The sequence below is a fragment of the Flavobacteriales bacterium genome (assembly GCA_016713875.1).
Lineage (GTDB): Bacteria > Bacteroidota > Bacteroidia > Flavobacteriales_F > PHOS-HE28 > PHOS-HE28.
The window spans coordinates 2,264,612-2,290,373 of the sequence record JADJOI010000003.1 but is presented as its reverse complement, the minus strand read 5'-3'; the positions used below and the strand labels follow the sequence as shown (position 1 = coordinate 2,290,373).

The following is a 25,762-nucleotide window of genomic DNA, read 5'->3' as shown; positions in this document are numbered from 1 at the left end:
CCTTTTCGTGCTAGGTAGACCGGAGCACTTACTGGAGGTGCACACGACGGCTCATGCGGTTGCCGGAGTTCTCCAACTGCACCACATAGATGCCGGTCGCAATGGACTCCGTAGGAACCACTAGCTGGGTGATCCCGTTCGCGATCGCGGCGCGGGGTTGCGTGGTCATCACCTTCCCTTGCGCATCCAGAAGGGTCAGGTCGTAGACATCATCCAAGGAACTGCTTACGGTCACCACCATCACGTCACCTGCATCGAACGCGTTCACGATCTCGATGCCCGTGCCCATGCCGCACCCGGCCGCGATCACCTTGCTGATGGTCGTCGTGCGGTCCAGGTCGGTCTGGATCAGTCGATAATAGGCCATCGTGGTCGGGTTCGGGTCGACGTACGAATAATTCGTGGTGCTCACGCTGTTGCCCACTCCATCCACCTGCCCGATCATCATCCACTCGATGTTGTTCAGGGACTTCTCCACCACGAAATAATCGTTGTCACGCTCCGATGCGGTGGTCCAGTTCAACAGCACCTGACCGTCCTCGCACGCACCCTTGAAATCCACCAGCTCGACAGGCAGCGGGTTGCCGATGTCTGAAAGTGTCCACGAGCGGAAGAAGTCAGCGTCGGCGATGACGCCCGCAGCCGGAACGGCCACCGAGTAAGGAGCCGTGTTCCACACGCAGGTGGGCAGATAGTCACCCCATTTGTTGGTGCCCGAGTTGAATCGTTGCGCGATGAGCTGGTTGCCGACGCCGATGGTGTTGCCTGCCGTGATCTCCGCTGCATCGTACTGGAACACGATGGACGCATCCGGCTTGTTGACATAGGCGAAGCCGGATGCCTCGGTATCGATGATCCAGAAACGGTCCACCACATGACCGGACTCGTTCGTCGCGCCCGGCGTCAGGTTGTTCCCGGTATCCCAGTTGTTCATATGCGTGACGTCCGAGGGCTGATACAGCGCGTTGTTCCAGCGGTTGGCCAAAGGCACAGCCGCGTCGGTGCCATCGTAGTTATAGGTGGAGAACAACACGGACCCACCTGCACTACCGGCCGCAAGGACCGTATAGGTCAGCGGCATTTTCACGTTGCCGGGGTTGGTGAAGGGGATGGAGTAGGCACCCGTACTGGTTCCGATGGACCATCGGATGAAGTTGCGCTCACGCTCCGAGACGATGTTCGCTCCGGTGCCCGCCACCGTGATGGCGTTGGCGTTCGGATTGTCCACCACCAGATAGGTGGATTGCGCCGCCGGCGTGTTCGGGTCGAAGACCACGTAGGCGTTGTTGTTGATCACCAACCGGGCCTGCCCGAGGACGGCACCGGCGATCAGAACACAGGACGACGTGAGTAACTTTTTCATCATGGCAACCTCAAATCTATGCGGTTCTTCGGACCAGTTCAACCCCCCTTCTTCAAATGCGTCCTCGAAGCTGGGGTTCCTGTGCCCTGGAACCTGGTTGTTATTTTCCTGGAGATCAGGCGTTTGATGAAGGTGCTTGGATGCGGGTGGGGGCTGGAACGTTCGACTTCTGGTGGATGACGCGATCGGTCGTCAGGGGTTGCTTCCTTGGGATAACTTCGGTCGCTCATGCGGCTGGTCAGAACGCTCGATCATCCGGTCCCGTTCGATGCGCGCACCCTGCGCAACGAGCCGCGGTGGCTGTATCGCCGCGCCGCCGACCGGGATGAGGCGGTCCTGGGAATGGGCTGCCGGACGCTCTTGGAAACCGATGAGACCGACCAAGCACTTGAGGCGTGGCGCGTACTGCTGAAGTGCAGCGGACCTTCCATGGGTTACCTGTCCTATGACCTGCGTGGATCCCTTTTCGGTCAGTCCAGCAGGCATCCGCGTACCGGTCACTGGCCCTTGATCCGCTGGTTCGTCCCCGAGGTCATGGTCCATTGGGTGGGTGGTCGCACGCATTTCCTTGGCACAGACCTCGCGGCCGTGGACGAACTGGCGGACCGGCTGTGCGCTCAATTGCCCCAGGAGCCGGTGTTATCGTGGGGCGGATGGTCGCTCTCGACGGACAAGGACGCCTACCTGCGCCATACGGCCGAACTGCTTGAGCATGTGCAGCGCGGGGACATCTACGAGGTCAATTACTGCGTGGAGCGAAAGGCCCATCTCCCCGACCGGGATCCGCACGCCGCGTTCATGCGCGCCATCCGAACGACGCAGGCCTCCTTCGCCGCCTTCCACGCGTGGGACGACCGCTACGCCATCTGCCTTTCGCCGGAACGGTTCCTGTGGACCGCGAACGGCTGCGTGCACTGCGAACCCATGAAAGGGACCCGGCGCCGGTCGAGCGACCCCGACACCGATCGGGCCATGGCCTGGGAGCTTGCCCATGACCCGAAGGAGCGTGCGGAGAACGTCATGGCCACGGACGTGGTCCGTCACGACCTGAGCCGTGTGGCCGTGCCGGGGTCCGTCATCGTGCCTGAACTGTGCGGCATCCGCAGCACCGGTCATGTGCATCAAATGGTATCCAAGGTGGAAGCGCGCCTGGCGCATGGTCGTACCCCGATCGATGCCGTCCTCTCCGCCTTTCCCATGGCCTCCATGACCGGCGCGCCGAAACACCGCGCCATGGCCCTGATCGACCTTCATGAGGACCAACGCCGAGGGCTTTTCAGTGGCTCTTTCGGATGGTGCGATGGCGCCGGGGACCTCGACCTCAACGTGGTGATCCGGACCGTGGAATACGACGCGCGTACCGGGGATGCCCGGTTGGTGACGGGCAGTGCCCTGACCGCCACCTGCGATCCAGAGCGCGAGTGGGAAGAATGTGCTCTGAAGGCCAACTCCGTCATCAACGCCCTGGGTGATGCTGATCCCTGAGGTGCGGGAGGCGCTTCGCGTGCACCGGCTGGTATCCCCGGGCGAAACCGTGCTCGTTGCGTTGAGCGGGGGGCTGGACAGCATGGTCATGCTCCATATCCTCCGGCAACTGGGCCAACCTGTGGTGGCCGCCCATGCAGAACACGGTCTGCGCGGCCCGGTCGGTGAACAGGATCAGGCCTGGCTCCGTCAGTGGTGTCGTGAACAAGAGGTCCCTTTCGAGACCACCTCCCTGCATGTGCCACGACTTCGCGGAACGGCGCACGGCTCCGTGGAGATGCTGGCCCGCAGTGCCCGTGCTGAATGGCTTCGCGATGTGGCCCTTCGGCTCGGCATCCGTCCGGTGGCCACCGCCCACCACCGCGACGATGTGATCGAGACCCTGCTGTTGAACCTCATGCGCGGGACCGGCCTGAGGGGATGGCGCGGCATCCCTCGCCAAAGTGGCCCCTTCATCCGTCCTTTGCTCGATGTCCCACGGAAGGCCATTGCCGCATATGCGTCCGATCAGGCCATTCCGTTCCGCGAGGATGCGAGCAACGCCGACGCAACCTTCAGAAGGAACCGCGTACGCCATGAACTGCTGCCGCTCATGCGGCGGATGAGCCCGGGGTGCGATCGGGCCATCGCCCGGTCCGTTGGACATTTGCGCGAGCTCATCGACCATTGGGAGGCCCACTCGGCCGAACGGCCCATCGATGAGGAGGGGATCCCTTTCGAGCTCCTGGAGTCGGCCCCGCTGCCCCGGCTCGTTCTGCATGAGGCGCTCCGGCATCGTGGCGTGCATCCGGACCAGTTGGAGCGGATCCTGCGCGCTGTGGCCCATCGCCGGACAGGTGCCCGGTTCCCGTTGAAGGATGGCGAGTTGCTGGTGGACCGCGACCGGCTGCGCTGGTCCTGCCCGGCGGAAGCCGGTCCCTCCTATACCATCGGAGCCGACCTCGCCCTGCCCGGGTCAGCACCAGTACGGTTGCTGCGGGATGATCCGGGAGGCGTGGTGGACGAACGCCATGTGGTGCGGCTTGCAGCGGCCAGATTGCATGGCCCGTTGGTCCTCCGGCCCTGGCGCGCGGGCGATCGCTTCAGGCCTCATGGTGGGCGAGGCTCGCGGCTGGTGAGCGATCTCCTGATCGATGCCAAGGTGTCTCGGGACCGAAAGGGCGCCGTGTATGTCCTGTGCGCCGCGGACGAGATCGCCTGGGTGGTCGGTCATCGCCTGGCCGAAGGCTTCGCCGCTCAGCCCGGGATGGGCGACGTGATCTTCGGTGTGCCGGTCCAATGATCGAGCGTATCTTCAGGCCCTCACCTTCCAGAACCCATGAAACCGACCGCCGCTCAAGTGATCGCCAAGGAGGATCTGGAACGCATCCGGTTCCCGCACGAGGCCGTGCTGCTTTCCGATGCACATCGCGCGGAGCTCAAGCAGAAGGTGGCCCGCGCCGTGCAGCTCGGCAACGGGGAGCATGGCAAATGCCGGATCCTCTTCCGGGACGCCGAAGGGCTGAAGGCCGTGGAGACCACCATCTGGTCGGCGGATGACCGGACCCTTGTGCTGAAGTACGGGGCCACCATCCCGCTCGGCAGGGTCATCGACATCGGGATGCCGCTGTGATCCATCAGGATCGCAAGCGATGGGTAAGATGGCCCGTCCCTCCCAGGTACGGGCCTGCTACTTTTGTGCGCTCCTCCAGGCCATGTCCTTCACCGCGGTGATCCCTTTGCTCCTCGTGCTGCAGTCCGGTCCGACCGGTCCGGCGAGATGGTCCTTCTCCGTAGAAACGGGCGAAGAGGGGCGTGTGCAGGTGAACTTGCAGGCGACCTTGGAACCCGGATGGCACCTCTACGCCCTTCAGCTTCCCCGGGAGGACGGACCGCTGCCAACGGTCATCCGACTCACCTCCACGGCGGGCCACACAGGCCTGCTGAAGGTCTCCGAGCCTGAGCCCGTGGAGGAAATGGACCCCAACTTCGCCATGCTCGTGCGGCACCACTCCGGTGAGCCGGTGTTCCATGCGGCGACCACCCGGACCTCCGATGCGGCGTTCACCTTGGCCGGAGAGGTGGAGTACATGCTGTGCAACGACCGCACCTGCCTGCCTCCGGTCGCCGTACCGTTCGCGCTGGAGGTCCCCTCCGCATCGAAGTGATCCCATGCTCAGAGCCCTTTCCTTCCTCACCGGCGCCTTGGCCTTGAGCGCTTCCGCTCAACTGCCCGGTGGAGCCGACCCCGCCCCGGCCGATCCGGTCACATGGAGCATCAGCATGGTGCAGGTGGAGGGCGCGCAATGGGACCTCATCTTCCGCGCCGACATCATCGACGGCTGGTACGTGTATTCCCAGCAGAGCTTCGGCGATGCCGGACCCATGCCCACCACCCTGGTGTTCGATACGCTTCCGCATGTGACCCTCGCCGGCAATGCTGCCGAGACCGGTGCGCATGTGGTCCAGGGACACGATGCCGTGTTCGACATGCAGGTGAAGAAGTTCAAGGGCTATGCGCTCTTCACCCAGCGGGTCACGCTCAGCGATCCGGGATCGCCCATCACTGGGCGGTTGGAGTACATGAGCTGCGATGATCGCGCATGCATCTTCCCGGATCCCATCCACTTCCGGATCTCACCTGCGGCCGACCGTGCGGAAATGGGGCCGGTCCCCTTCACCCAGGCTTCCGCCGCCAGCGATGAGCCCGTGCAGTGGAACCTGTCCGCGCGCGACCTCGGCTCCGGGCGCTGGGCGCTCGCCTTCACCGCCACCGTGCGGGAAGGCTGGTACGTGTACAGCCAGGAAGCCTTCGGCGACGGTCCCATCCCCACAAGCATCGTCCTCGACACCGTGCCCCATTTCGCCGCCGAAGGCGAGCCCACTGAGTCGGGTGCGGGAAAGGTGGAGGGCCACGATCCCATCTTCGAGATGACCGTGCGGAAGTTCAAAGGCACGGTCGTGTTCACACGGACGGTCCGGGTCGATGATCCGCAACGGCCCGTGACCGGCAGCATCAATTACATGAGCTGCAACGACGAGGCCTGCGTGTTCCCCGATCCGTTGGTCTTCTCCATCGTGCCGGCGACCGGTGCCGCTGTCCTGGGCGGCAGCGCCTCCGGCTCCGACCTCGCGCTGGTCGACGGGCCCATGTACAAGCTGCCCAAGGTGGACCTGAACGCCCCGGTGCTCAAGGCGTCGGCGGGCGAGGTGGCCGAGCTGCGCTCCACCACCTCGCTGTGGCGGATCTTCCTGCTCGGTTTCGTCGGCGGCTTGCTCGCGCTGCTCACGCCGTGCGTCTTCCCGATGATCCCGCTCACCGTCAGCTTCTTCACCAAGGGCAGCGAGGACCGCGGCAAGGGCCTGCGCAACGCGCTCACGTACGGGGGGTTCATCCTGCTGATCTACCTGATCTTCAGCCTCCCCTTCCATCTGCTCGGCTCGGTGAACCCGGAGATCTTCAACGAGATCAGCACGAACCCCTGGCTCAACGTCTTCTTCTTCGTCATCTTCCTGGTCTTCGCCGTCAGCTTCTTCGGCTATTTCGAGATCACTCTGCCCAGTAGCTGGGTGAACAGCATGGACCAGAAGGCCTCGCGGTTCGGCGGGCTGGTCGGCATCTTCTTCATGGCCCTCACCCTGGCCCTGGTGTCGTTCAGCTGCACCGGACCGATCCTGGGCTCCTTGCTCGCCGGCGCCCTCACGGCCGATGGTGGTGCCTGGCAGCTCACGGCCGGATTGGGCGGCTTCGGCATGGCCCTCGCCCTGCCCTTCGCCCTCTTCGCCATGTTCCCCAGCTGGCTCAACAGCCTTCCGCGCAGCGGTAGCTGGCTCAACAGTGTGAAGGTGGTGCTCGGGTTCGCCGAGGTGGCCCTCGCCTTCAAGTTCCTGAGCAATGCGGACCTCGTGAAGCATTGGGGGGTGGTGCGCTATGAGCTGTTCATGGCCGTTTGGGTCCTCTGTGCCTTGGGCATCGTCCTCTACCTCCTCGGACTGATCCGCTTCCCGCACGACAGCCCGGTCACCAAGCGGTCCGGACTGCGCTGGGCCTTCACCGCCCTGTTCGCCGTCACCACCGGCTACCTCGCCATGGGCTTCCGCTACAATGCGGACACGAACACCTTCCACACGCTCAAGCTCATGAGCGGCCTTGCCCCGCCCGTCGGCTATAGCTGGATATTCCCCAAGCACTGCCCGCACAACCTGGATTGCTACCACGACCTCGATGCCGCACAGGCCCAGGCGCAGGCCACGGGCAAACCACTGCTGCTCGACTTCACCGGATATGCCTGCGTGAACTGCCGCAAGATGGAGGAGCACGTCTGGCCCGAGCCGGAGGTGTACGAGCTGATCAAGGACCGCTATGTGCTGGTATCCCTCTATGTGGACGACAAACAGGAATTGCCCAAGGACCAGCAGCACATCTACCTGACCTCTTCGGGGAAGCAGAAGCCCATCGTGACCATGGGCAACAAGTGGAGCACGGTTCAGGCCGAGACCTTCCGCATCAGCTCCCAGCCCTTCTATGCGTTGCTGAGCCCGGAGGGGGAGCTGCTCACTGATCCAGTGGCCTACACCCCGGACGTGGCCGAGTACCAGGCCTTCCTGGAACGCGGCATCGAGGCCATGCAGCTCCTCGACCAGCGGGCCAGCCGCTGAGGGTTCGGGGTGAACTTGCGGATCGGCTTCCTCTTTGTCATCTTTCCGATCTTCGACTTGACGGTTATTACGTCGGTCGGATCGCCCGATGGTCGCCCTGGTAGCTGATGGAGGTCCTTCCCACTGGCGCTCCGCCGATCCCCTGACACGGGCGTCGGTACCCCGATGGGCCGACCGATCTGCCGCATCTTTGGTCCCATGAGCCACGACCGCATCCGCGCCCACTTCACCGAAGCCGCCGACGTGCTCGGGCGCTTTCTGGCCGACCCGGCCAACCTCGTCGCCGTGGAACAGGCCGCCGCCTTCATGTCCTATTGCCTGAAGCAGGGTGCCAAGGTGATCAGCTGTGGCAACGGCGGCAGCATGTGCGATGCCATGCACTTCGCCGAGGAGCTCACCGGCCGCTACCGCGACGACCGACCGCCCATCGCCGCCCTGAGCATCAGCGACCCCAGCCACCTCACCTGCGTGGGCAATGACCACGGCTTCGAGCAGGTGTTCGCGCGGTTCGTGCTGGCCCACGGTCGCGAGGGTGATGTGCTGCTCGCCATCAGCACCAGCGGCAACAGCCCCAACGTGCTGCGCGCCGCCGAGGTGGCCCGCGAGAAGGGCATGCACGTCATCGGCCTCACCGGCAAGGACGGTGGCGGGCTGGCCGATCTCTGCACCGTGGAGGTGCGTGTGCCACACCACGGCTACGCCGACCGGATCCAGGAGGTGCACATCAAGGTGATACACGCCTTCATCGACCACATCGAGCGGGAACTGAACTGAACGGCATGCTGGTCAAGGTCTTCGGCAGCGCGGTCTTCGGCATCAACGCCACCATCGTCACGGCCGAGGTCAACGTCACCAAGGGGGTGAAGTTCTACCTGGTGGGGTTGCCGGACAACGCCGTGAAGGAGAGCTATCACCGCATGGACAACGCGGTGCGTAGCTGCGGCCTCGATTTCCCACGCGGCAAGCGCACGGTGATCAACCTGGCCCCGGCCGATGTCCACAAGGAAGGTTCGGCCTACGACCTGCCCATGGCCGTGGGCATCCTGGGCAGCACCGGTCAGATCCCCACGGACCGTTTCGCCGATTTCCTCATCATGGGCGAGCTGTCCATGGACGGCGGTGTCCGCCCGATCAAGGGCGCCCTGCCCATCGCCATCGAGGCCAAGCGCAGCGGCTTCAAGGGCGTGATCGTGCCCAAGGAGAACGGTCGCGAGGCGGCGATCGTGGAAGGCCTCACGGTCTACGGCGTCACCCACTTGCGTGAGGTGATCGGCATCCTGGAAGGCGAGCCCACGGTGGCGCCCGAGCACGTGGATATCGCTGCCGAGTTCGCGGCCAGCAGCCGCTCGTACCCGGTGGACATCGCCGACGTGAAGGGGCAGGAGAACATCAAGCGCGCGTTCGAGATCGCCGCCGCCGGTGGGCACAACATCATCCTGATCGGCCCTCCGGGAGCGGGCAAGACCATGCTGGCCAAGCGGCTGCCCACCATCCTGCCGCCGCTGCACATCGCCGAGGCGCTGGAGACCACCAAGATCCACAGCGTGGCCGGCAAGCTGCGCAAGGAGGACAGCCTGCTCAGTGTGCGCCCCTTCCGCTCGCCGCACCACACCATCAGCGATGTGGCGCTCGTGGGCGGCGGCAGCCATCCGCAGCCCGGCGAGATCAGCCTGGCGCACAACGGGGTGCTCTTCCTGGACGAGCTGCCCGAGTTCAAGCGCACCGTGCTCGAGGTGCTCCGCCAGCCGCTCGAGGACCGCGTGGTCACCATCTCCCGCGCCCGCTTCACGGTGGAGTACCCGGCGAGCTTCATGCTGGTGGCGGCGATGAACCCCTGCCCGTGCGGTTTCCACAACCATCCGGAAAAGGAGTGCGTGTGCGCGCCGGGCGTGGTGCAGAAGTACCTCACGCGCATCAGCGGCCCGCTGCTCGACCGCATCGACATCCACATCGAGGTGACGCCGGTGCCCTTCAGCGAACTGAGCGCCGAGCGCAGCACGGAGCGGAGCGCCGAGGTGCGGCAGCGCGTGGTGCGGGCGCGCGAGGTGCAGCAGCGGAGGTTCGCCGGCATCGGGCTGCACAGCAATGCCCAGATGAGCAGCCAGCAGCTGCGCAGCATCTGCCGCATCGACGAGGCCGGCAAGGCCTTGCTGGAGCGGGCCATGGAACGGCTCGGCCTAAGCGCACGGGCCTACGACCGCATCCTGAAGGTGGCGCGCACCATCGCCGACCTGGCCGACAGCCCGGACATCCGCACCGAGCACCTGGCCGAGGCCATCCAATACCGCAGCCTGGACCGTGAGGGCTGGGCGGGCTGACGCCCGGCGTAACCCTGGCGCCGGTGGCGCGTATGAGGGAACGTCCGGAACGTCCGGGCATCAACCTCACCGCCGTGCGCACCACGCTGCTTTCCTTGTCCTCCGCCACCATCGCGGCCTTGCTGCTGTCCTTGACGGGCGCGGCCGCGCAGGACCCGGAGCGCATCTTCTTGAACGAGCACCTGGAACGCACCACCGGCCGAAAGGCCACGTTCTACCGCATCTGGGAAGGGATGGAGGGCCAGCACTTCATCGGCCGCACCTATTCGATGGACGGCAAGTTGAAGGCCGAGGGCCGCTACCTCGACGAGCAGCTCACGGTCGAGCACGGGCATTTCACGTTCTACCACGCCAACGGAAAGGTGGAAAGCTCCGGCGACTACGCCGAGGGGCTCAAAGCCGGTGTATGGCAACGATTCGACGGATGGGGCCGGCCCCTGGCCGAGAAGGTGTACGACCCCGAACCCTTGGCCGATATCGTGTACACCCGCGCCCAAACGATGCCCCGCTATCCCGGAGGGGACAAGGAACTGGTACGCTACATCCGGTCAAAGGTCGTCGGAGAGGATGGGCAGCGCGTGAAGACGCAAGTTACGGCCAGCTTCATCGTGGAGAAGAACGGGGAATTGTCCGAGGTGAAGGTGGTGAAGGGGGAGGACCCCATCATGGATGAGAAGGTCGTGGACGCCCTGAGGTCCACGCCGGCCTGGGACCCCGGCCGTGAGAAGGGTCGACCCGTGCGGGTGCAGATGCAACTGCCCGTGGAATTCTGAACGAACCAGACGCCATACCATAGGTGGAAGGCCTCGGGATCCCCGGGGCCTTCGCCGCGTTCAGGGGGCTGCGGTCAGGCCTCCTTGCCGTGGCACTTCTTGAACTTCTTGCCACTTCCGCAGGGGCAGGGGTCGTTGCGTCCCACCTTCTTCTCCACGCGAACGGGCTGCACCGGGCGCGGCGGTCCGGCCTGCGCTGGTGGCGGTGCGACGCGTTGCGGGGGCGGGGCGTTCCTTGGCGCGGCGCTGCTGCTGCTGCCGGCATAGCTGGGCACGTCCGTGCGGCTGGTCTGCAAGCGCTGCTGTGGAGGGCGGGGGGCCTGGGCCTGTTGCACGTTGGGCTGTGCGGTGGGCAGACCCGCTCCGCTGAGGAAGCCGATGACGTCGCCGTTGATGCGCTCCACCATGTCCTTGAACAGGTTGAAGCTCTCCAGCTTGTAGATGAGCAGCGGGTCCTTCTGTTCGAGGCTCGCGTTCTGCACGTTGCGGCGCAGGTCGTCCATCTCCCGCAGGTGCTCCTTCCATTCGTGGTCGATCACCGCCAGGGTGATGTACTTCTCCACGCTGGCCGAAAGCTCCCGACCCTCGGACCGGTAGCACCGTTCCAGGTTGGCCACCACCTGCATGGTCTTGATGCCGTCCGTGATCGGCACCACGATGTTCTCGTACTGCGCGCCCTGGTTGAGGAACACATCGCTGATCACCGGCAGCGCCTGGCGGGCGAGCTCGTTGGTGCGCCGGCCGTAGGCGGCCAGCGCCGCTTCCATCACCTGGTCCACCAGGGTGTCGCGGTCGGCCTTCCGGAAGGCTTCGGTCTGCACGGGACTTTCGCAGTGCAGACGCCGGAAGAGCTCCAGTTGGAACCCCTCGTGATCACCGGCCTCATGGTATTGGTCCACGATGCCCTGGGCCACGTCGTGGAACATGTTCAGGATGTCCAGCTTGAGGCGTTCGCCGAAGAGCGCATGGTTGCGGCGCTTGTAGATCACCGTGCGCTGGCTGTTCATCACGTCATCGTACTCCAGCAGCCGCTTGCGGATGCCGAAGTTGTTCTCCTCCACCTTCTTCTGGGCACGCTCGATGCTGCGTGTCACCATCGCGTGCTGGATCACCTCGCCCTCCTTGAGGCCCAGGGTGTCCATCAGCTTGGCGATGCGCTCGCTGCCGAACAGGCGCATGAGGTCATCCTCCAGGCTGATGTAGAACTGGGATGATCCCGGGTCGCCCTGGCGGCCGCTGCGGCCGCGCAGCTGGCGGTCCACCCTTCGGCTCTCGTGCTTCTCCGTGCCGATGATGGCCAGACCGCCGGCCTCCTTCACGCCGGGGCCGAGCTTGATGTCCGTGCCGCGGCCCGCCATGTTGGTGGCGATCGTCACGGTGCCCGGCAGGCCCGCGTGCGCCACGATCTCGGCCTCGCGGGCGTGCTGTTTGGCATTGAGCACGTTGTGCTTGATGCCCCGCATGGTGAGCATCTTGCTCATCAGTTCGCTCACCTCCACGCTGGTGGTGCCCACCAGCACGGGCCGCCCCTCGCTCTGCAGCTTCACGATCTCGTCGATCACCGCCGTGTACTTCTCGCGCTTGGTCTTGAACACCATGTCCTCGTTGTCCTTGCGGACCACGGGGCGGTTGGTGGGGATCACCATCACGTCGAGCTTGTAGATGTCCCAGAACTCCTGCGCCTCCGTTTCGGCCGTACCGGTCATCCCGGCCAGCTTGTGGTACATGCGGAAGTAGTTCTGCAGGGTGATGGTGGCGTAGGTCTGCGTGGCGGCCTCCACCTTCACCTTCTCCTTGCTCTCGATGGCCTGGTGAAGTCCATCGCTGTAGCGGCGGCCCTCCATGATGCGGCCGGTCTGTTCGTCCACGATCTTCACCTTGCCGTCCATCACCACGTACTCCACGTCCTTCTCGAACAGGGCGTAGGCGCGGATCAGCTGGTTCACCGTGTGGATGCGTTCGCTCTTGATGCCGAACTCCCGCAGCAGATCGTCCTTCCGCCGGGCCTTCTCCTCCAGGGCGGCGCCGCTTCGTTCGATCTCCGCGATGGTGGCGCCCACGTCGGGCAGGATGAAGAAGTGGGCGTCCTGCACATCGCCACTGATCAGGTCCACGCCCTTCTCGGTGAGCTCGATCTGGTTGTGCTTCTCCTCGATGACGAAGTAGAGCTCCTGGTCCACCTTCGGCATCTCCTTCGCCTGGTCCTGCAGGTAGTGGTTCTCGGTGCGCTGAAGAAGGGCCCGGACGCCGGGCTCGCTGAGGAACTTGATCAGGGCCGAGTTCTTCGGCAGGCCGCGGTGCGCCCGCAGCAAGGCCATGCCGCCTCGTTCCTGGGCCTCCTTGTTCACGCTGCCCTCGCCCAGCCCCTTCAGCAGCTCCTTGGCCTCGGCGAGCAGTTTGGTCACCAGCTGCTTCTGCGCCGCGTAGAGGCGCTCCACGCGGGGCTTGTACTCATCGAACTGATGCACCTCGCCTTTGGGCGTGGGGCCGCTGATGATGAGCGGTGTCCGGGCATCGTCGATGAGCACGCTGTCCACCTCGTCCACGATGGCGAAATGGTGCTTGCGCTGCACCTGCGCACTGGGCGCATGGGCCATGTTGTCTCGCAGGTAGTCGAAACCGAACTCGTTGTTGGTGCCGAAGGTGATATCGGCCAGGTAGGCCTTGCGGCGCTCGGCGCTGTTGGGCTGGTGCTTGTCGATGCAGTCCACGCTTAACCCATGGAACTCGTAGATCGGCCCCATCCACTCGCTGTCACGCTTGCTCAAGTAGTCGTTGACGGTGACCACGTGGACTCCGCGTCCGGCCAGGGCGTTGAGGAAGACCGGCAGCGTGGCCACCAGGGTCTTGCCCTCGCCGGTGCCCATCTCCGCGATGCGCCCCTTGTGCAGAGCGGTGCCGCCGATCAACTGCACGTCGTAGTGCACCATGTCCCAGGTGATGGTGGCGCCCGCGGCCGTCCAGCTGTTCCGCCAGATGGCCTGGTCGCCCTCGATGCGCACCCCGTCCTTCACGGCGGCGAGCTCGCGGTCCATCGCGGTGGCCGTCACCCGAAGCTCCTGGTTCTCCTTGAAGCGGCGCGCGGTGTCCTTCACGATGGCGAACGCCTCGGGCAGGATCTCGGCGAGCACTTCCTCGATGGCGGCCACCATGGAAGCCTCCAGCTTGTCGATGCGCTGGTAGCGCTCCTCACGCGCGTGGATGTCCATGCCCGGTTCGGCATCGATCTCCGCCCGCAGTGCATCGGCCTGTTGCTGATCCTCCTTGATCCGATCGCGGATGCGTTCGCGCAGGGCGTTCGTACGTGCGCGAAGCCCGTCATGGTCCAGCGTCGCAAGCTCAGCGTAGCGGGCTTTCACCTGCTCGACCAGCGGGGCCACCTCCTTGAGGTCGCGCGTGGCCTTATCACCGAAAATGGACTTGATGGCTTTGTTGAAGGCTCCGATCATGGCTCGATGCAGGGATGGGACCGCCTTTCGGACCCGGGGGGCCGGGCGGAAGCGCGCGAAGTTAGGGGTGATGCGGCGAGCACGGACCATGCCGTCGGGCGTACCACGCCGATCTGGCAGCCGACAACGAAAGACCCCCGGGTGCTCCGGGGGTCCTCAGGCGGGGGTGGTCCGCTCAGTACTCGTCCTCGTTGAAGAAGAAATCCTCCTTCGAGGGATAGTCCGGCCAGATGTCCTCGATGCTCTCGAACACCTCCTCATCGTCCTCAATGGCCTGCAGGTTCTCCACCACTTCGAGGGGTGCCCCTGTGCGCATCGCGAAATCGATGAGCTCATCCTTGGTGGCGGGCCAGGGCGCATCCTCCAGGTAGGAGGCCAGTTCCAGTGTCCAATACATCGGGCGCGGGTTGCTCGTTCCGGTAAAACGGGCGCAAATATAACCGGATGCCCCACCCGCGACCGGGTAGTTTTCAACCGCCCGGCACGCCTGCGGTGATCCCCGGCCTCAGCCCTTCAGCCGCGCGGCTTCCACGGGGTTTCCACCACGTTCAGCCGCATGCCGATGTGCCGGGCGAGGACGAACAGCAGATCGCTGAGCCGGTTCAGGTACTCCACCATCACGAGAGGGATCGGGGCCGCCGTCGCGAGCTCCACCACCCGTCGTTCGGCCCGGCGGCATACCGTGCGGCAGATGTGGGCCTGCGACACGCAGGGGTGGCCGCCCGGCAGGATGAAGTGCCGCATCGGTGGCAGTTCGCGGTCCATCGAATCCATGGCTTCCTCCAAGGCCTTCACCTGGGCATCGGTCAGGTGGGGGAGCTTGAACCGCTCGGCGTCCCCATCCGACGCGCAGGCCAGGCGCGATCCCAGCGCGAAGAGGGTGTCCTGGATGCGCTCGAGCAACGCCCTGTGCTCTTCGGGGGCCTGGTCGCGCAGCAGGCCGAGGTGGCTGTTCAGTTCGTCCACCGTGCCGTACGCCTCGATGCGCCCGTCGTACTTGGCCACGCGCTCCCCGCCCAACAGCCCGGTCTCGCCTTTGTCCCCGGTGCGCGTGTAGATCTTCATGAGCGATGGCGTTCTGTTCGTGTGGAGCGCCGGAAGGCCGGACGCGTGCGGTCAGTAGCGGGAACGGAAATGCTGGGGGGCTTGTTCGGTGCGGAAGAAGACCAGCCCGAGGTCGAACAGGTCGATGGTCACGGTCACCCGGGGATGGGCCTTCACGACCTCCCAGGCCTCCTCCATGCCGCGGCTCCAGTGGATGTCGTCCAGGATGAACAACGACCCGGGATGGGCCTTCGTCAGGCAGCGCTCGAACAGGTCCAGCGTGGCCGCCTTCTCGTGATGACCGTCGATGAAGACCAGGTCGAGCCGATCCATCCCGCGCAGGACGTCCGGGAGCCGCGTCCTGAACGCGCCGAGCACCGGCCGGATGTTCTGCAGGCCCGACCGCTCGACGTGATGCTGGGCGATCTGGAAGGTCCGCGGGCAGCCCTCGATCGTCGTCACCTCGCCGTTCTCCGCCCCGAGGCCGAGGTAGAGCGTGGTTAGGCCGAACGAGGTGCCCAGTTCCAGCACCGTGGTGGGGTCGAAGTAGCGGGCCAGTCGGAACAGCAGACGGGCCTGGCGTGGTGGCTTCATCGCCGTGCGCGCCATGTCGGCCACGTGGCGCACGGGCTGGTCGAGCACGCGTGAGCCCGCCCCGAGGTCGTTCACCTCGATGGTGCGCTCGCTCGACAGCAGCTCCTCCCGCAGTTGCTCGATGTCTTCGAATTCCGGGCGTTCATGGTCGTTCCTGAGCACCTCGGTGATCAGTGTGTACACGAACGGAGAATGGATGCCATGCGGACCTCGTGCATGGACCAAGTGGTTCAGGTAGCTGCCGATGCGCTGGAGGTGCTGTTCCATGGGGTCCGGACCACAAAGGTACCCGAGCTCCGGTACGACCGCCCTTGCTCCTCGGGGCTCGGGTTCACAGGTGATCGTGTGCGGACCACGTGGAATGACGCTCGTCAGGTCCGGCGCCGCCACCCCGGTCCGACCTTCGCGCCATGCCGCAGCAGGTGGGGGAGGTGGTGCGCTGTTACCACTGCGGTGATGTGTGTGGAGGCGATCACCTGAGGGCGGAGGACCACGACTTCTGTTGTCAGGGCTGCCATGCCGTCTACGGATTGTTGCAGGAGAGCGGGCTTTGCGATTATTACGCCCTCAGCGAGCGGCCCGGGGCGAAGGTGGAGCACGAAGGCCAGGCCATGCGGGCCGAGCTGTTCGACCTTCCCGAGGTGCGCGACCGGCTGGTGGAGTACAGGGAGGACGGCATCATCCGGGTCACGTTCCACATCCCCCAGATGCACTGCAGCAGCTGCATCTGGCTGCTGGAGCACCTTCAACGCATCGATGCGGCGGTGCTCCGGTCCCGCGTCCGCTTCACCAGCAAAGAGATCACCGTCACGTTCCGCGAAGAGCGGCTGAGCCTGCGGGGGCTGGTGGAGCTGCTGCGCCGCCTGGGCTACGGTCCATCGTTGGACGGCCGTGGGAAGACCGCCCCGGGCGAACGCGCCTCCGGGGTCCCGCGGCTCCTGTATCTCCGGTTGGGCATCGCCGCCTTCGCGTTCGGGAACATCATGCTCTTCAGCTTCCCGGAATACCTCGGCGCCGATGCGAGCGACGATCAGTTGAAGCGGGGGTTCCAGTTCCTGAGCCTGGTGTTCGCGCTGCCGGTGGTGTTCTTCAGCAGCACCGACTATTTCCGTTCGGCCTGGGCCGGGCTGCGTACGCGGCAGGTGAACATCGATCAGCCCATCGCGCTGGGCATCATCGCGCTGTTCGCACGCAGCGTGTGGGACGTGGTGATGGCCATCGGACCGGGTTACTTCGACTCGCTCGCCGGCCTGCTGTTCTTCCTGCTCGTGGGCCGATGGTATCAGGCGTACACCTACGGCGCCTTGAGCTTCGACCGGGGACTTAACGACTTCCTTCCCTTGGTGGTGCTGCGCAGGACCGGTGATGCGGAGCAGCCCGTGGCCGTCGGTGACCTGCGACCGGGGAACCGCATCGTGGTGCGCGACCAGGAGCTGGTCCCCGTGGATGCGGTGCTCTTGGCGGGCGAGGGGCACATCGACAACAGCTTCATCACCGGCGAGCCACTGCCCGTGCGTCGTGCCGTGGGGGATGTGGTGAAAGCGGGCGGTCGCCAGCGCGGGGCCGCCATCGAGTTGCAGGTGCTACGGGCCTTCGCGGACAGCCATCTGAAGCGCCTCTGGGAGGAGCACGCCGCAGGGGCCGAACGTCCTGGTATGCCACGGCTCATCGATGCGGTGGCCCGGCGGTTCACCGTGGCCGTGGTGCTGCTGGCCGTGGGCGCCGGTCTCTACTGGTGGGGGCGCGATACCTCCCAGGTGTGGCCGGTGGTGACCGCCGTGCTCATCGTGGCCTGTCCGTGCGCCCTGGCCCTGAGCATGCCCTTCACCTATGGGCACACCATCCGTTTGCTGGGCCGCCGCGGTCTCTTCCTGCGCGATGCGGAAGTGGTGGAGCGGATCGCGTCCGTGGACACCGTCGTGTTCGACAAGACGGGCACCCTCACCGAGCGCGAGGCCCACGCCGTCAGGTTCATCGGTCCTGCGCCTGACCCGGCGATCCTGGCCTGCGTTCGAAGCCTGGCCCACAACAGCCTGCATCCGCTCAGTACCGTGCTGTTCCACCATCTCCGTGGGCAGGCCGGCCCCGCGACCGGGGTGGCCGAGGAGGTCGGTGCAGGCATCCGCGGCGAGGTCGATGGCCACGTGGTGCGGATCGGCTCGGCCACCTTCGCCGCTGGGGAGGAACGCCCACGGTCCCACGGGGCCGCCCATGTGCATGTGTCCGTCGATGGTGCCCATCTGGGGCATTTCGAGATCAGCAAACGCCCCCGCACCGGCATGGCCGGCACTGTGGCGGCTGCGGCCTGCCTCACGGACACCTACCTGCTCACCGGAGACCTGTCCGTGGACCAGGACATCGCCGGGGTCTTCGCTCCGCATCAGGTGCGCACCGGCTGCTCACCCGCCGGCAAAGCGGTGTTCGTCCGTGGCCTGCAGGCCAAGGGGCGGCGCGTGATGATGGTCGGCGACGGCTTGAACGATGCCGGAGCCTTGCGGCAGAGCGACGTGGGCATCACCGTGAGCGAGACCAGCGCCGCCCTCACCCCGGCCAGCGACGCGATCCTCGATGTGCGGGCCTTCGGCGACCTGCCTGGCGCCCTGCGACTGGCACGCAGCGCGCGTCGGATCGTGAGGGCCAGCCTGCTGCTCTCCCTGGGCTACAACATCACCGGGGTCAGTTTCGCGGTGAGCGGTCAGCTCACCCCCCTGATCGCCGCGATCCTGATGCCCCTCAGTTCGGTGACGGTGGTCGGTTTCGTGTCCCTTTCCGTGTGGATCCGGGCCCGCCGCCTCGGCCTCAGTGCGCGGAACTGACGAAAGTCAGTCGGCCCGGTGAGGACCGTCAGCCCTGGCTCATGACACATCCGTGACTTTTGGGCCCGGACCCAGCCCCATGAGCGTCATCTTCCTCCTGATCGCGGCCAGCACCATCGTGGCGGTGGTGTTCCTGGCCGCCTTCACCTGGGCAGTGCGCTCCGGCCAGTACGAGGACGACCGGTCGCCCGCCGTGCGCATGCTGGGCGATGACCGGCCGACCGTGCCCACCAACCCGTCGAACAACACCAAGTGAAGCGATGATCGAGCGTTTCAAGTATGACAACAAGATCGTGAACGCCTTCCTGATGGCCACGATCATCTTCGGAGTCGTGGGCATGCTCGTCGGGCTCACGGCGGCCTTCCAGATGGTGATCCCCTCCTGGAACATCGCCGAGTGGCTCTCCTTCGGCCGCCTGCGCCCGCTGCACACCAACGCGGTGATCTTCGCCTTCGTGGGCAACGGCATCTACGCCGGCGTCTACTACAGCCTGCAGCGTCTGGTGAAGGCGCGCATGTTCAGCGACCTGCTGAGCTGGGTGCACTTCTGGGGCTGGCAGCTGATCATCGTCGCCGCCGCCATCAGCCTGCCCCTTGGCCTCACCACCGGCAAGGAGTACGCCGAACTGGAGTGGCCCATCGACATCGCCATCACGCTCATCTGGGTCGTGTTCGGCATCAACATGTTCGGCACCATCCTCAAGCGCCGGGAGCGCCACCTCTACGTGGCCATCTGGTTCTACGTCGCCACCTGGGTCACCGTGGCCATGCTGCACATCGTGAACAGCTTCGAGGTGCCGGTGAACCTCTTCAAGAGCTACAGCTGGTACGCTGGCGTGCAGGATGCGCTCGTGCAGTGGTGGTACGGCCACAACGCCGTGGCCTTCTTCCTCACCACGCCCTACCTGGGGCTGATGTACTACTTCATGCCCAAGGCGGCCAACCGGCCGGTGTACAGCTACAAACTCTCGATCATCCACTTCTGGGCCCTCATCTTCATCTACATCTGGGCCGGCCCGCACCACCTGCTCTACAGTTCGCTCCCGGACTGGGCGCAGAGCCTTGGCACGGTCTTCAGTATCATGCTCATCGCACCCAGCTGGGGCGGCATGCTCAATGGTCTGCTCACCCTGCGCGGGGCGTGGGACCGGGTGCGCGAGGACCCCATCCTGAAGTTCTTCGTGGTGGCCATCACCTGCTACGGCATGGCCACGCTTGAAGGCCCGCTGCTCAGCACCAAGTTCTTCAACAGCATCAGCCACTTCACGGACTGGACCATCGCGCACGTGCATGTCGGCGGCCTGGGCTGGAACGGCTTCTTCACCTTCGGCATGGTGTACTGGATGGTGCCACGCCTCTTCGGCACGAAGCTGTACAGCAAGGGCCTGGCCAACGCGCACTTCTGGATCGGCACCCTGGGCATCGTTTTCTACGCGGTGCCGCTGTACTTCGCCGGATTCACCCAGAGCCTCATGTGGAAGCAGTTCACTCCGGACGGCTACCTCGTCTACAAGAACTTCCTGGACACCGTGCTGCAGATCAAATACGCCTACTGGCTGCGCGGACTTGGCGGAACGCTCTACCTGACCGGTGCGCTGCTGATGGTGTACAACGTGTGGCGCACGGTGGCCGCTGGCCGGCTCATCAAGGACGAGGAGGCCGAGGCCCCGGCCTTGGAGAAGGAGTATGCCGGTGAGAGCACCGGTCACTGGCACCGCTGGATCGAACGGCGCCCCATCCAGATGCTCGTGGTGAGCCTCGTGCTCGTGGCCATCGGCGGTGTGTTCGAGCTGGTGCCGACCTTCCTCATCAAGAGCAACGTGCCCACCATCGCCAGCGTGAAACCCTATACGCCGCTCGAGCTCCAAGGCAGGGACATCTACGTCCGCGAAGGCTGCTACACGTGCCACTCCCAGATGGTGCGGCCTTTCCGCAGCGAGACGGAGCGCTATGGGGAATACAGCAAGGCGGGCGAGTTCGTCTACGACCACCCCTTCCAATGGGGCAGCAAACGCACGGGGCCGGACCTGCATCGGGTAGGAGGGAAGTACCCCGATAGCTGGCATTATTACCACATGTTCGACCCCACCAGCATGAGCGCCGGCTCCTTGATGCCGGCCTATCCCTGGCTGTACGAGAAGCCGATCGATGTGGCCAGCACACCCGCCAAGATCCGCGCGATGCAGACCCTCGGTGTGCCGTATCCCGAAGGCTACGCGGACCAGGCGAACGACGACCTCTCAGCCCAGGCCGATGCCATCGCGGCCGGCCTGAAGAAGGACAAGATCGAGACGAACCCCGAACTGGAGATCGTGGCACTGATCGCCTACCTGCAGCGTCTGGGCACCGACATCCGTCCTGAGGCATCCGCACAGGCCACGGCCGCCAAGTGATCAACGCGCAAGACACCAGCGGCAATGCTCAAGTTCATCAAGCACCATCTGAACGCGATCGAGGGCGTGGACCTCTTCCCGCTCCTGGCCTTCGTCATCTTCCTGACGGTGTTCATCGCCGCCAGCCTGCTGGTGCTCACGAGCGACCGGCGCCGCATCAAGCACCTGGAGGAGCTGCCCTTCTCCGACATCCCCACCGACCGAACGCTTCATCCATGAAGACCATGACCTCCTGGAAGGAACGCCTGCTCCCGCTCGGAGCAGCCATGCTCAGCACCTCCGTGGCTTCGGCGCAGGCCGCCGTCGCCGCCGCGCCCGCACCGGCATCCATGGAGACCGTCTACCTGCTGCTGGCCGTCGCCGTGCTGCAGGTGGTCATCATCCTCTCGTTGTCCGGCATCCTGCGCACCCTGGGCGGCACGGGCACCGTGTGGGCCGATTACGTGAAAGGCCGCCGGGCCGCCGGGGTGCTCGCCCTGCTCGGGCTCGGTGCCTCCGCCGATCTGCATGCGGCCACGGGCATGGCCACCGCGCTCATCTCCGTGAACGCCCTGGTGTGGTGGATGATCGGTATCAATGTGATCCTGTTCGCCATCATCCTCGGCCAGTTCTCCGCGGTGCGCGGCATGGCCCGCACGCTCTCAGGCAAAGAGGAGGTCGATGCGCCGACCGTCGTCGAGGGTCCCACCTTCGCCGACAACATTCTCCAGCGCCTCACCCGTTCCGTGAAGGTGGAGCAGGAGAAGGACGTGCTCATGCATCATGAGTATGATGGGATCCGCGAGTTGGACAACGTACTGCCGCCATGGTGGCTCTGGCTGTTCTATGGCACGGTGATCTGGAGCGTGGTGTTCCTGCTCAACGTCCACGTTCTCGACATCTGGCCCACGCAGGAGGAGGAGTACCGCCAGGAGATGGCCCAGGCCAAGGCTGATGTGGACGCTTATCTGGCTCAGTTCGCAGGCATGGTGGATGAGAACAACGTGACGGCGCTCACCGATGAGGCCGCGATCGCCGGGGGGCGGGCCACGTTCGATGCCTACTGCAAGGCCTGCCATGGTGGCGCCGGGGAAGGAGGCGTCGGTCCCAACCTCACCGATGATCATTGGATCCATGGAGGAGGGGTGCAGAACGTGTTCAAGACCATCAACTACGGGGTGGCGGAAAAGGGCATGATCGCGTGGAAGGCGCAGCTCAAACCCGCGGAGATGCAGGCCGTGACCAGCTACATCCTGAAGCTGCACGGCACCAACCCGCCGAACGCCAAGGCGCCGGAAGGTGAACCCTGGGGTGCCGCTGCCACACCTTCGGCATCCGATACCGTACCGTCCCTGCCGACGGATAGTGCCGCTGTAGCGGCCATCCGATGAGATGATGGTCAAAGAGGGGCACCCGGCCGTCGACGAGAGCTTCCGCGATTCCATCGCGACGGTCGACAAGCAGGGAAGGCGGGTCTGGATCTACCCGAAGAAACCGGGCGGCAAGTGGTTCAACCGACGCGTGGCGTTCGGTTACACATTGCTCGCCTTCCTTTTGGTGGGGCCCTTCCTGCGCATCGGCGGTGAGCCGCTGTTGCAGTTGGATGTGCTTGGTCGCCGCTTCGTCATCCTCGGCCAGACCTTCTGGCCGCAGGACATCCATCTCTTCGTCCTCGGTTTCATCGCCAGCATCGTCTTCATCGCCCTGTTCACCGTGGCCTTCGGGCGCCTGTTCTGCGGATGGGCTTGCCCGCAGACCGTGTTCATGGAACTGGTGTACCGCCGCATCGAGTACTGGATCGAGGGTGACTGGAAGCAGCAGCAGGCCCTGAACAAGCGCGTGCTGGACGTGGACAAGTTGATCCGCAAGTCGGCCAAGCACGCCCTGTTCTTCCTGGTGGCCTTCGTCATCGGCAATACCTTCCTCGGATACATCATCGGCAGCGACCGGCTGATCCAGATCGTCACCGAGCCGCCCGGGCGGCACCTGGGCGGCCTTGCCGCCATGTTCGGCTTTTCCCTGGTGTTCTACGGGGTCTTCGCCTTCATGCGGGAGCAGGTATGCACCACGGTCTGTCCCTATGGCCGGCTGCAGGGTGTGTTGCTCGACCGCCAGTCGGTGGTGATCGCCTACGACCGCATGCGTGGCGAACAGCGTGCCCATTTCCGCAAGGGCGAGGACCGCGGATCGGCGGGCAAGGGCGACTGCATCGACTGCAAGGCCTGTGTGCACGTCTGCCCTACAGGGATCGACATCCGGAACGGCACCCAGCTCGAATGCGTGAACTGTACCGCCTGCATCGATGCCTGTGACCACATGATGGGCGCCATCGGCCTGCCGAAGGGGTTGATCCGCTATGCGAGCGAGGAGGAGATCTCGGACCGGAAGCCCTTCCGGTGGACCACCCGCATGAAGGCTTACAGCGCCGTGCTCACCGTCCTCATCGCCGTCATCTTCACCCTGATCATGCTGCGCAGCGATGTGGAGACCACCGTGCTGCGCACCCCCGGCATGCTGTATCAGACCCGTCCGGACGGTCGCATCAGCAATCTTTACAACTACAAGGTCGTGAACAAGACCTCCCGCGACATCCCCATCCGCTTCGTGCTGGAGAACGTGCACGGTTCCATCGAGCTGGTCGGAAAGGAGATCGAGCTGCAACCGGCCATGCTGGCCCAGGGCAGCCTGTTCATCATCCTCGACCGGTCCGCCATGAGCGGCATGAAGACCGAGGTCAACATCGGGGTTTTCTCCGGTGACCGCCTGCTGGAGGACGTGTCCACCACCTTTGTGGGGCCCATCAACATCACCACACCATGAAGTTCAGCTGGGGAACAGGGGTCACGCTCACCATGATGGCCTTCATCGCGCTCATGGCGGGATTCATGATCAAGGCCATCCAGGAACAGGAAGAGCTCGTGGCCGAGGATTATTACGCCCAGGAGCTTCGTTACCAGGATCGGATGGACAAGATCCACCGTGCGGGCGTTGACCGAGTGACCTTCCAGGTGGAGGGCGATTCGCTCCTCATCGCGTTCCAAGGCGACCCGCCGGCGCGCGCCACCCTGCGTCTACAGCGACCGTCCGATGAACGTGCGGACCGGGCGTTCGAGGTGCTTTGCCGGGCGGATGGCCGGTGCGCTGTGCCGGTGACCGACCTCCTACGGGGGATGTACAAGGCCGAGCTGGAATGGACCGGTCCTGCAGGAGTCGGTCTGGTCGAGGAACGGATCGTGGTGCCATGATCGCCCTGATCATCTCCGCGTTCGTCCTGGGGGGGCTGGGCAGCGCCCACTGCGTGGCCATGTGCGGCCCGCTGCATCTGGCCGTGGGGCAAGGGGGCGCCCCGGTGCGGACCACCGTGCTCCTCAACACCGGCCGGGTGCTCACCTACATGGTCATCGGTGCCCTGTTCGGCCTGTTCGGTCGCGGACTGGGCCTGGCCGGGGTCCAGCAGGTGGTGGCGATCGCGCTGGCCGTGCTCATGCTCGCAGCCTTGGTGGTTCCCGCCACGGCTGCGCGCCTGCATCGCCCTGTGGTGCCTTCGGCCTGGGTGGCACGCCTGAGGTCCGCTGTCGCACGCCGACTCCGTCGCAGCAGCGCGCCGGCCGTGCTCATCACCGGAATGCTCAATGGTCTGCTGCCATGCGGAATGGTGTACGTGGCCGTGGCCGGCGCGCTCGCGCAGGAAGGCTCCTTGGATGGAGCCCTGTTCATGGCCGGTTTCGGGCTGGGCACCTGGCCGGCCTTGTTCGCCGTGCGATCGGCCGGGGCATCGTTCGGAGCTCGGTTCAGGGCACGCCTCACGCGCTGGGCGCCCGCAGGCTATGCGCTCATGGCGGCCCTCCTGCTCATCCGCGGATTGGCGCTGGACATCCCTTATCTCAGCCCGCCCGACGTGGAGGTGCCCATGCGCATGGAGGCCTGTCCCTGAGGCTGAGCGCCCGAAGTGTTGCGGCCGCGCCGCATCTCGCGAAGGAACCGGAACGGGAACACGAGCATGCCGAAGCATTCACCGTGCTCGCGGCCCAGGTGCTTGTGATGCATCTTGTGCGCACGACGCGCGGCCAACAGATAAGCGTTCCGCGTATCACGGAACCACGGCAGCCTCCGGTGGATGAACACCTCGTGGACCAAGAAGTAGGCGATGCCGTAAAGCAGGATCCCCAAGCCCATCCATCCCCAGGGCGTGTGAGCCCCCAACTGGCCGCCGAGAATGAACAAGGCCATCGAAGGAACGGCGAAGATCACGAAGAACCAATCGTTGCGCTCGAGCGTGCTGCGGTGATCCTTATGATGATGGTCCTTGTGCAGGGACCAGAGCAGTCCGTGCATGACGTACTTGTGTGTGGCCCAGGCCACCGCCTCCATAGCGACGAAGGTGGCGGTGATCACCAGCAGGACCATCCACGTGCTCATGCGGCGGCGATACGCGGATGAAGCACCAGTGGCTCGGGGAACAGACCCTCCAGCACGTGGCGTCGGAACTCGAAGATGCGCTCCAACCGGCGGCGCACGAGCAGCCGATGCATCAGTTCCCCCAGCGGGCCCAGCGGTAAGGCATATTCCACCCGGTCATGCATGCGCGTGCCCTCGGGGACAGCTTCGAACCGGTGCTCGTGGTACCAGCGGGCGTAAGGTCCACTGAGCTGGGTGTCCGCGAAGTGCCCCGGGGCGTTCACCCGTTCGATGCGTGTGAGCCACGGAAGGGGGATCCCCAGCAACGGACGCACCGCGTACCGGATGAGCTGGCCGTCGTACGCGGATCGGTCGTCGAAGGGCTCGCGGATGCGAAGGCCCAACTCCGGTGGTGTGATGAGCGCCAGATTCCGAGGGGTGCTGAAGAACGCCCAAGCCTGATCGATGGGGATCGGCAGCACCTGGGTCCGTTCCAGCACATGCATCTTCAT

23 protein-coding genes are annotated in these 25,762 nt (G+C 65.1%); 16 read left to right on the top strand and 7 right to left on the bottom strand.

Annotated elements, in window-relative coordinates; translation table 11 throughout:
- Positions 1 to 28: 28 nt before the first annotated feature.
- Positions 29 to 1,366 carry a hypothetical protein gene (locus IPJ87_11335; GenBank protein MBK7942445.1) on the bottom strand — a complete coding sequence of 446 codons (1,338 nt, stop codon included), beginning with the start codon at positions 1,364 to 1,366 and terminating at the stop codon, positions 29 to 31.
- Between the two features lie 225 nt (positions 1,367 to 1,591).
- On the opposite strand from IPJ87_11335, the gene IPJ87_11330 reads away from it, so the two are divergent.
- The 8 genes from IPJ87_11330 (at position 1,592) to IPJ87_11295 (ending at position 10,577) form a co-directional block, all read left to right on the top strand.
- Positions 1,592 to 2,848, top strand: coding sequence for an anthranilate synthase component I family protein (locus IPJ87_11330; GenBank protein MBK7942444.1), 1,257 nt, complete (start codon positions 1,592 to 1,594; stop codon positions 2,846 to 2,848).
- Positions 2,835 to 4,130: a tRNA lysidine(34) synthetase TilS gene (gene tilS / locus IPJ87_11325; GenBank protein MBK7942443.1), complete on the top strand. Its 1,296-nt coding sequence runs from the start codon at positions 2,835 to 2,837 to the stop codon at positions 4,128 to 4,130. Before IPJ87_11330 ends, tilS begins: the two co-directional genes overlap by 14 nt.
- A gap of 36 nt (positions 4,131 to 4,166) precedes the next feature.
- The gene (locus tag IPJ87_11320) at positions 4,167 to 4,460 is read left to right on the top strand and encodes a hypothetical protein (protein ID MBK7942442.1); all 294 of its coding nucleotides are present in this window, start codon (positions 4,167 to 4,169) and stop codon (positions 4,458 to 4,460) included.
- An 82-nt stretch (positions 4,461 to 4,542) separates the two neighbouring features.
- Positions 4,543 to 4,995: a hypothetical protein gene (locus IPJ87_11315; protein MBK7942441.1), complete on the top strand. Its 453-nt coding sequence runs from the start codon at positions 4,543 to 4,545 to the stop codon at positions 4,993 to 4,995.
- Positions 4,996 to 4,999: 4 nt separating this feature from the next.
- Positions 5,000 to 7,486, top strand: coding sequence for a thioredoxin family protein (locus tag IPJ87_11310; protein MBK7942440.1), 2,487 nt, complete (start codon positions 5,000 to 5,002; stop codon positions 7,484 to 7,486).
- Between the two features lie 198 nt (positions 7,487 to 7,684).
- Positions 7,685 to 8,260 carry a D-sedoheptulose 7-phosphate isomerase gene (lpcA, locus tag IPJ87_11305; GenBank protein ID MBK7942439.1) on the top strand — a complete coding sequence of 192 codons (576 nt, stop codon included), beginning with the start codon at positions 7,685 to 7,687 and terminating at the stop codon, positions 8,258 to 8,260.
- Positions 8,261 to 8,265: 5 nt separating this feature from the next.
- Positions 8,266 to 9,804 (top strand): YifB family Mg chelatase-like AAA ATPase, encoded by a 1,539-nt coding sequence (locus tag IPJ87_11300; protein ID MBK7942438.1) that lies wholly within the window; start codon positions 8,266 to 8,268, stop codon positions 9,802 to 9,804.
- Between the two features lie 74 nt (positions 9,805 to 9,878).
- Positions 9,879 to 10,577, top strand: a complete 699-nt coding sequence (locus IPJ87_11295; GenBank protein ID MBK7942437.1) for an energy transducer TonB — start codon at positions 9,879 to 9,881, stop codon at positions 10,575 to 10,577.
- 74 nt (positions 10,578 to 10,651) lie between these two features.
- Here the strand turns inward: IPJ87_11295 and secA are convergent, their stop codons facing one another.
- The 4 genes from secA to IPJ87_11275 form a co-directional block, all read right to left on the bottom strand.
- Complete coding sequence (gene secA / locus IPJ87_11290) at positions 10,652 to 14,026, bottom strand: preprotein translocase subunit SecA (protein MBK7942436.1); 3,375 nt, start codon at positions 14,024 to 14,026, stop codon at positions 10,652 to 10,654.
- 175 nt (positions 14,027 to 14,201) lie between these two features.
- Entirely contained in the window at positions 14,202 to 14,423 is a 222-nt protein-coding gene (locus IPJ87_11285; GenBank protein MBK7942435.1) for a DUF2795 domain-containing protein, read from the bottom strand.
- Positions 14,424 to 14,539: 116 nt separating this feature from the next.
- Entirely contained in the window at positions 14,540 to 15,091 is a 552-nt protein-coding gene (locus IPJ87_11280; protein ID MBK7942434.1) for a cob(I)yrinic acid a,c-diamide adenosyltransferase, read from the bottom strand.
- Positions 15,092 to 15,142: 51 nt separating this feature from the next.
- Positions 15,143 to 15,931 carry a class I SAM-dependent methyltransferase gene (locus IPJ87_11275; GenBank protein MBK7942433.1) on the bottom strand — a complete coding sequence of 263 codons (789 nt, stop codon included), beginning with the start codon at positions 15,929 to 15,931 and terminating at the stop codon, positions 15,143 to 15,145.
- A gap of 143 nt (positions 15,932 to 16,074) precedes the next feature.
- Here IPJ87_11275 and IPJ87_11270 point away from each other — a divergent pair, with 143 nt between their 5' ends.
- From IPJ87_11270 to IPJ87_11235, 8 genes are all read left to right on the top strand, one after another.
- A complete protein-coding gene (locus tag IPJ87_11270) occupies positions 16,075 to 18,480 on the top strand; it encodes a heavy metal translocating P-type ATPase (protein MBK7942432.1) in 2,406 nt (801 codons plus the stop codon).
- A 79-nt stretch (positions 18,481 to 18,559) separates the two neighbouring features.
- The gene (gene ccoS, locus IPJ87_11265; GenBank protein ID MBK7942431.1) at positions 18,560 to 18,736 is read left to right on the top strand and encodes a cbb3-type cytochrome oxidase assembly protein CcoS; all 177 of its coding nucleotides are present in this window, start codon (positions 18,560 to 18,562) and stop codon (positions 18,734 to 18,736) included.
- A gap of 4 nt (positions 18,737 to 18,740) precedes the next feature.
- Positions 18,741 to 20,873, top strand: coding sequence for a cytochrome-c oxidase, cbb3-type subunit I (gene ccoN / locus IPJ87_11260; GenBank protein ID MBK7942430.1), 2,133 nt, complete (start codon positions 18,741 to 18,743; stop codon positions 20,871 to 20,873).
- Positions 20,874 to 20,897: 24 nt separating this feature from the next.
- The gene (locus IPJ87_11255; protein ID MBK7942429.1) at positions 20,898 to 21,092 is read left to right on the top strand and encodes a CcoQ/FixQ family Cbb3-type cytochrome c oxidase assembly chaperone; all 195 of its coding nucleotides are present in this window, start codon (positions 20,898 to 20,900) and stop codon (positions 21,090 to 21,092) included.
- 302 nt (positions 21,093 to 21,394) lie between these two features.
- Complete coding sequence (locus IPJ87_11250; protein MBK7942428.1) at positions 21,395 to 22,243, top strand: c-type cytochrome; 849 nt, start codon at positions 21,395 to 21,397, stop codon at positions 22,241 to 22,243.
- Positions 22,244 to 22,247: 4 nt separating this feature from the next.
- Complete coding sequence (ccoG, locus tag IPJ87_11245) at positions 22,248 to 23,672, top strand: cytochrome c oxidase accessory protein CcoG (protein MBK7942427.1); 1,425 nt, start codon at positions 22,248 to 22,250, stop codon at positions 23,670 to 23,672.
- Positions 23,669 to 24,097, top strand: coding sequence for a FixH family protein (locus IPJ87_11240; GenBank protein ID MBK7942426.1), 429 nt, complete (start codon positions 23,669 to 23,671; stop codon positions 24,095 to 24,097). Before ccoG ends, IPJ87_11240 begins: the two co-directional genes overlap by 4 nt.
- A complete protein-coding gene (locus IPJ87_11235; GenBank protein MBK7942425.1) occupies positions 24,094 to 24,786 on the top strand; it encodes a sulfite exporter TauE/SafE family protein in 693 nt (230 codons plus the stop codon). The genes IPJ87_11240 and IPJ87_11235 overlap by 4 nt, the downstream gene beginning before the upstream one ends.
- On the opposite strand, the gene IPJ87_11230 is transcribed toward IPJ87_11235, so the two are convergent.
- Positions 24,732 to 25,271, bottom strand: a complete 540-nt coding sequence (locus IPJ87_11230; protein ID MBK7942424.1) for a sterol desaturase family protein — start codon at positions 25,269 to 25,271, stop codon at positions 24,732 to 24,734. The two genes, IPJ87_11235 and IPJ87_11230, sit on opposite strands and share 55 nt — an antisense overlap.
- A complete protein-coding gene (locus tag IPJ87_11225; GenBank protein ID MBK7942423.1) occupies positions 25,268 to 25,756 on the bottom strand; it encodes an SRPBCC family protein in 489 nt (162 codons plus the stop codon). The genes IPJ87_11230 and IPJ87_11225 overlap by 4 nt, the downstream gene beginning before the upstream one ends.
- Positions 25,757 to 25,762: the final 6 nt, after the last annotated feature.

Bases quoted from the DNA above. Each gene is read 5' to 3' on its own strand.
- IPJ87_11335 (MBK7942445.1), bottom strand. From the start codon at position 1,366: ATGATGAAAAAGTTACTCACGTCGTCCTGTGTTCTGATCGCCGGTGCC.
- ccoN (MBK7942430.1), top strand. From the start codon at position 18,741: ATGATCGAGCGTTTCAAGTATGACAACAAGATCGTGAACGCCTTCCTG.
- ccoG (MBK7942427.1), top strand. From the start codon at position 22,248: ATGGTCAAAGAGGGGCACCCGGCCGTCGACGAGAGCTTCCGCGATTCC.
- IPJ87_11235 (MBK7942425.1), top strand. From the start codon at position 24,094: ATGATCGCCCTGATCATCTCCGCGTTCGTCCTGGGGGGGCTGGGCAGC.
- IPJ87_11250 (MBK7942428.1), top strand. From the start codon at position 21,395: ATGGCCACCGCGCTCATCTCCGTGAACGCCCTGGTGTGGTGGATGATC.
- secA (MBK7942436.1), bottom strand. From the start codon at position 14,026: ATGATCGGAGCCTTCAACAAAGCCATCAAGTCCATTTTCGGTGATAAG.
- IPJ87_11230 (MBK7942424.1), bottom strand. From the start codon at position 25,271: ATGAGCACGTGGATGGTCCTGCTGGTGATCACCGCCACCTTCGTCGCT.
- IPJ87_11280 (MBK7942434.1), bottom strand. From the start codon at position 15,091: ATGAAGATCTACACGCGCACCGGGGACAAAGGCGAGACCGGGCTGTTG.
- IPJ87_11320 (MBK7942442.1), top strand. From the start codon at position 4,167: ATGAAACCGACCGCCGCTCAAGTGATCGCCAAGGAGGATCTGGAACGC.
- IPJ87_11310 (MBK7942440.1), top strand. From the start codon at position 5,000: ATGCTCAGAGCCCTTTCCTTCCTCACCGGCGCCTTGGCCTTGAGCGCT.
- IPJ87_11330 (MBK7942444.1), top strand. From the start codon at position 1,592: ATGCGGCTGGTCAGAACGCTCGATCATCCGGTCCCGTTCGATGCGCGC.
- IPJ87_11275 (MBK7942433.1), bottom strand. From the start codon at position 15,931: ATGGAACAGCACCTCCAGCGCATCGGCAGCTACCTGAACCACTTGGTC.
- IPJ87_11285 (MBK7942435.1), bottom strand. From the start codon at position 14,423: ATGTATTGGACACTGGAACTGGCCTCCTACCTGGAGGATGCGCCCTGG.
- IPJ87_11225 (MBK7942423.1), bottom strand. From the start codon at position 25,756: ATGCATGTGCTGGAACGGACCCAGGTGCTGCCGATCCCCATCGATCAG.
- IPJ87_11300 (MBK7942438.1), top strand. From the start codon at position 8,266: ATGCTGGTCAAGGTCTTCGGCAGCGCGGTCTTCGGCATCAACGCCACC.
- IPJ87_11270 (MBK7942432.1), top strand. From the start codon at position 16,075: ATGCCGCAGCAGGTGGGGGAGGTGGTGCGCTGTTACCACTGCGGTGAT.
- IPJ87_11315 (MBK7942441.1), top strand. From the start codon at position 4,543: ATGTCCTTCACCGCGGTGATCCCTTTGCTCCTCGTGCTGCAGTCCGGT.
- lpcA (MBK7942439.1), top strand. From the start codon at position 7,685: ATGAGCCACGACCGCATCCGCGCCCACTTCACCGAAGCCGCCGACGTG.
- IPJ87_11240 (MBK7942426.1), top strand. From the start codon at position 23,669: ATGAAGTTCAGCTGGGGAACAGGGGTCACGCTCACCATGATGGCCTTC.
- tilS (MBK7942443.1), top strand. From the start codon at position 2,835: ATGCTGATCCCTGAGGTGCGGGAGGCGCTTCGCGTGCACCGGCTGGTA.
- IPJ87_11255 (MBK7942429.1), top strand. From the start codon at position 20,898: ATGCTCAAGTTCATCAAGCACCATCTGAACGCGATCGAGGGCGTGGAC.
- ccoS (MBK7942431.1), top strand. From the start codon at position 18,560: ATGAGCGTCATCTTCCTCCTGATCGCGGCCAGCACCATCGTGGCGGTG.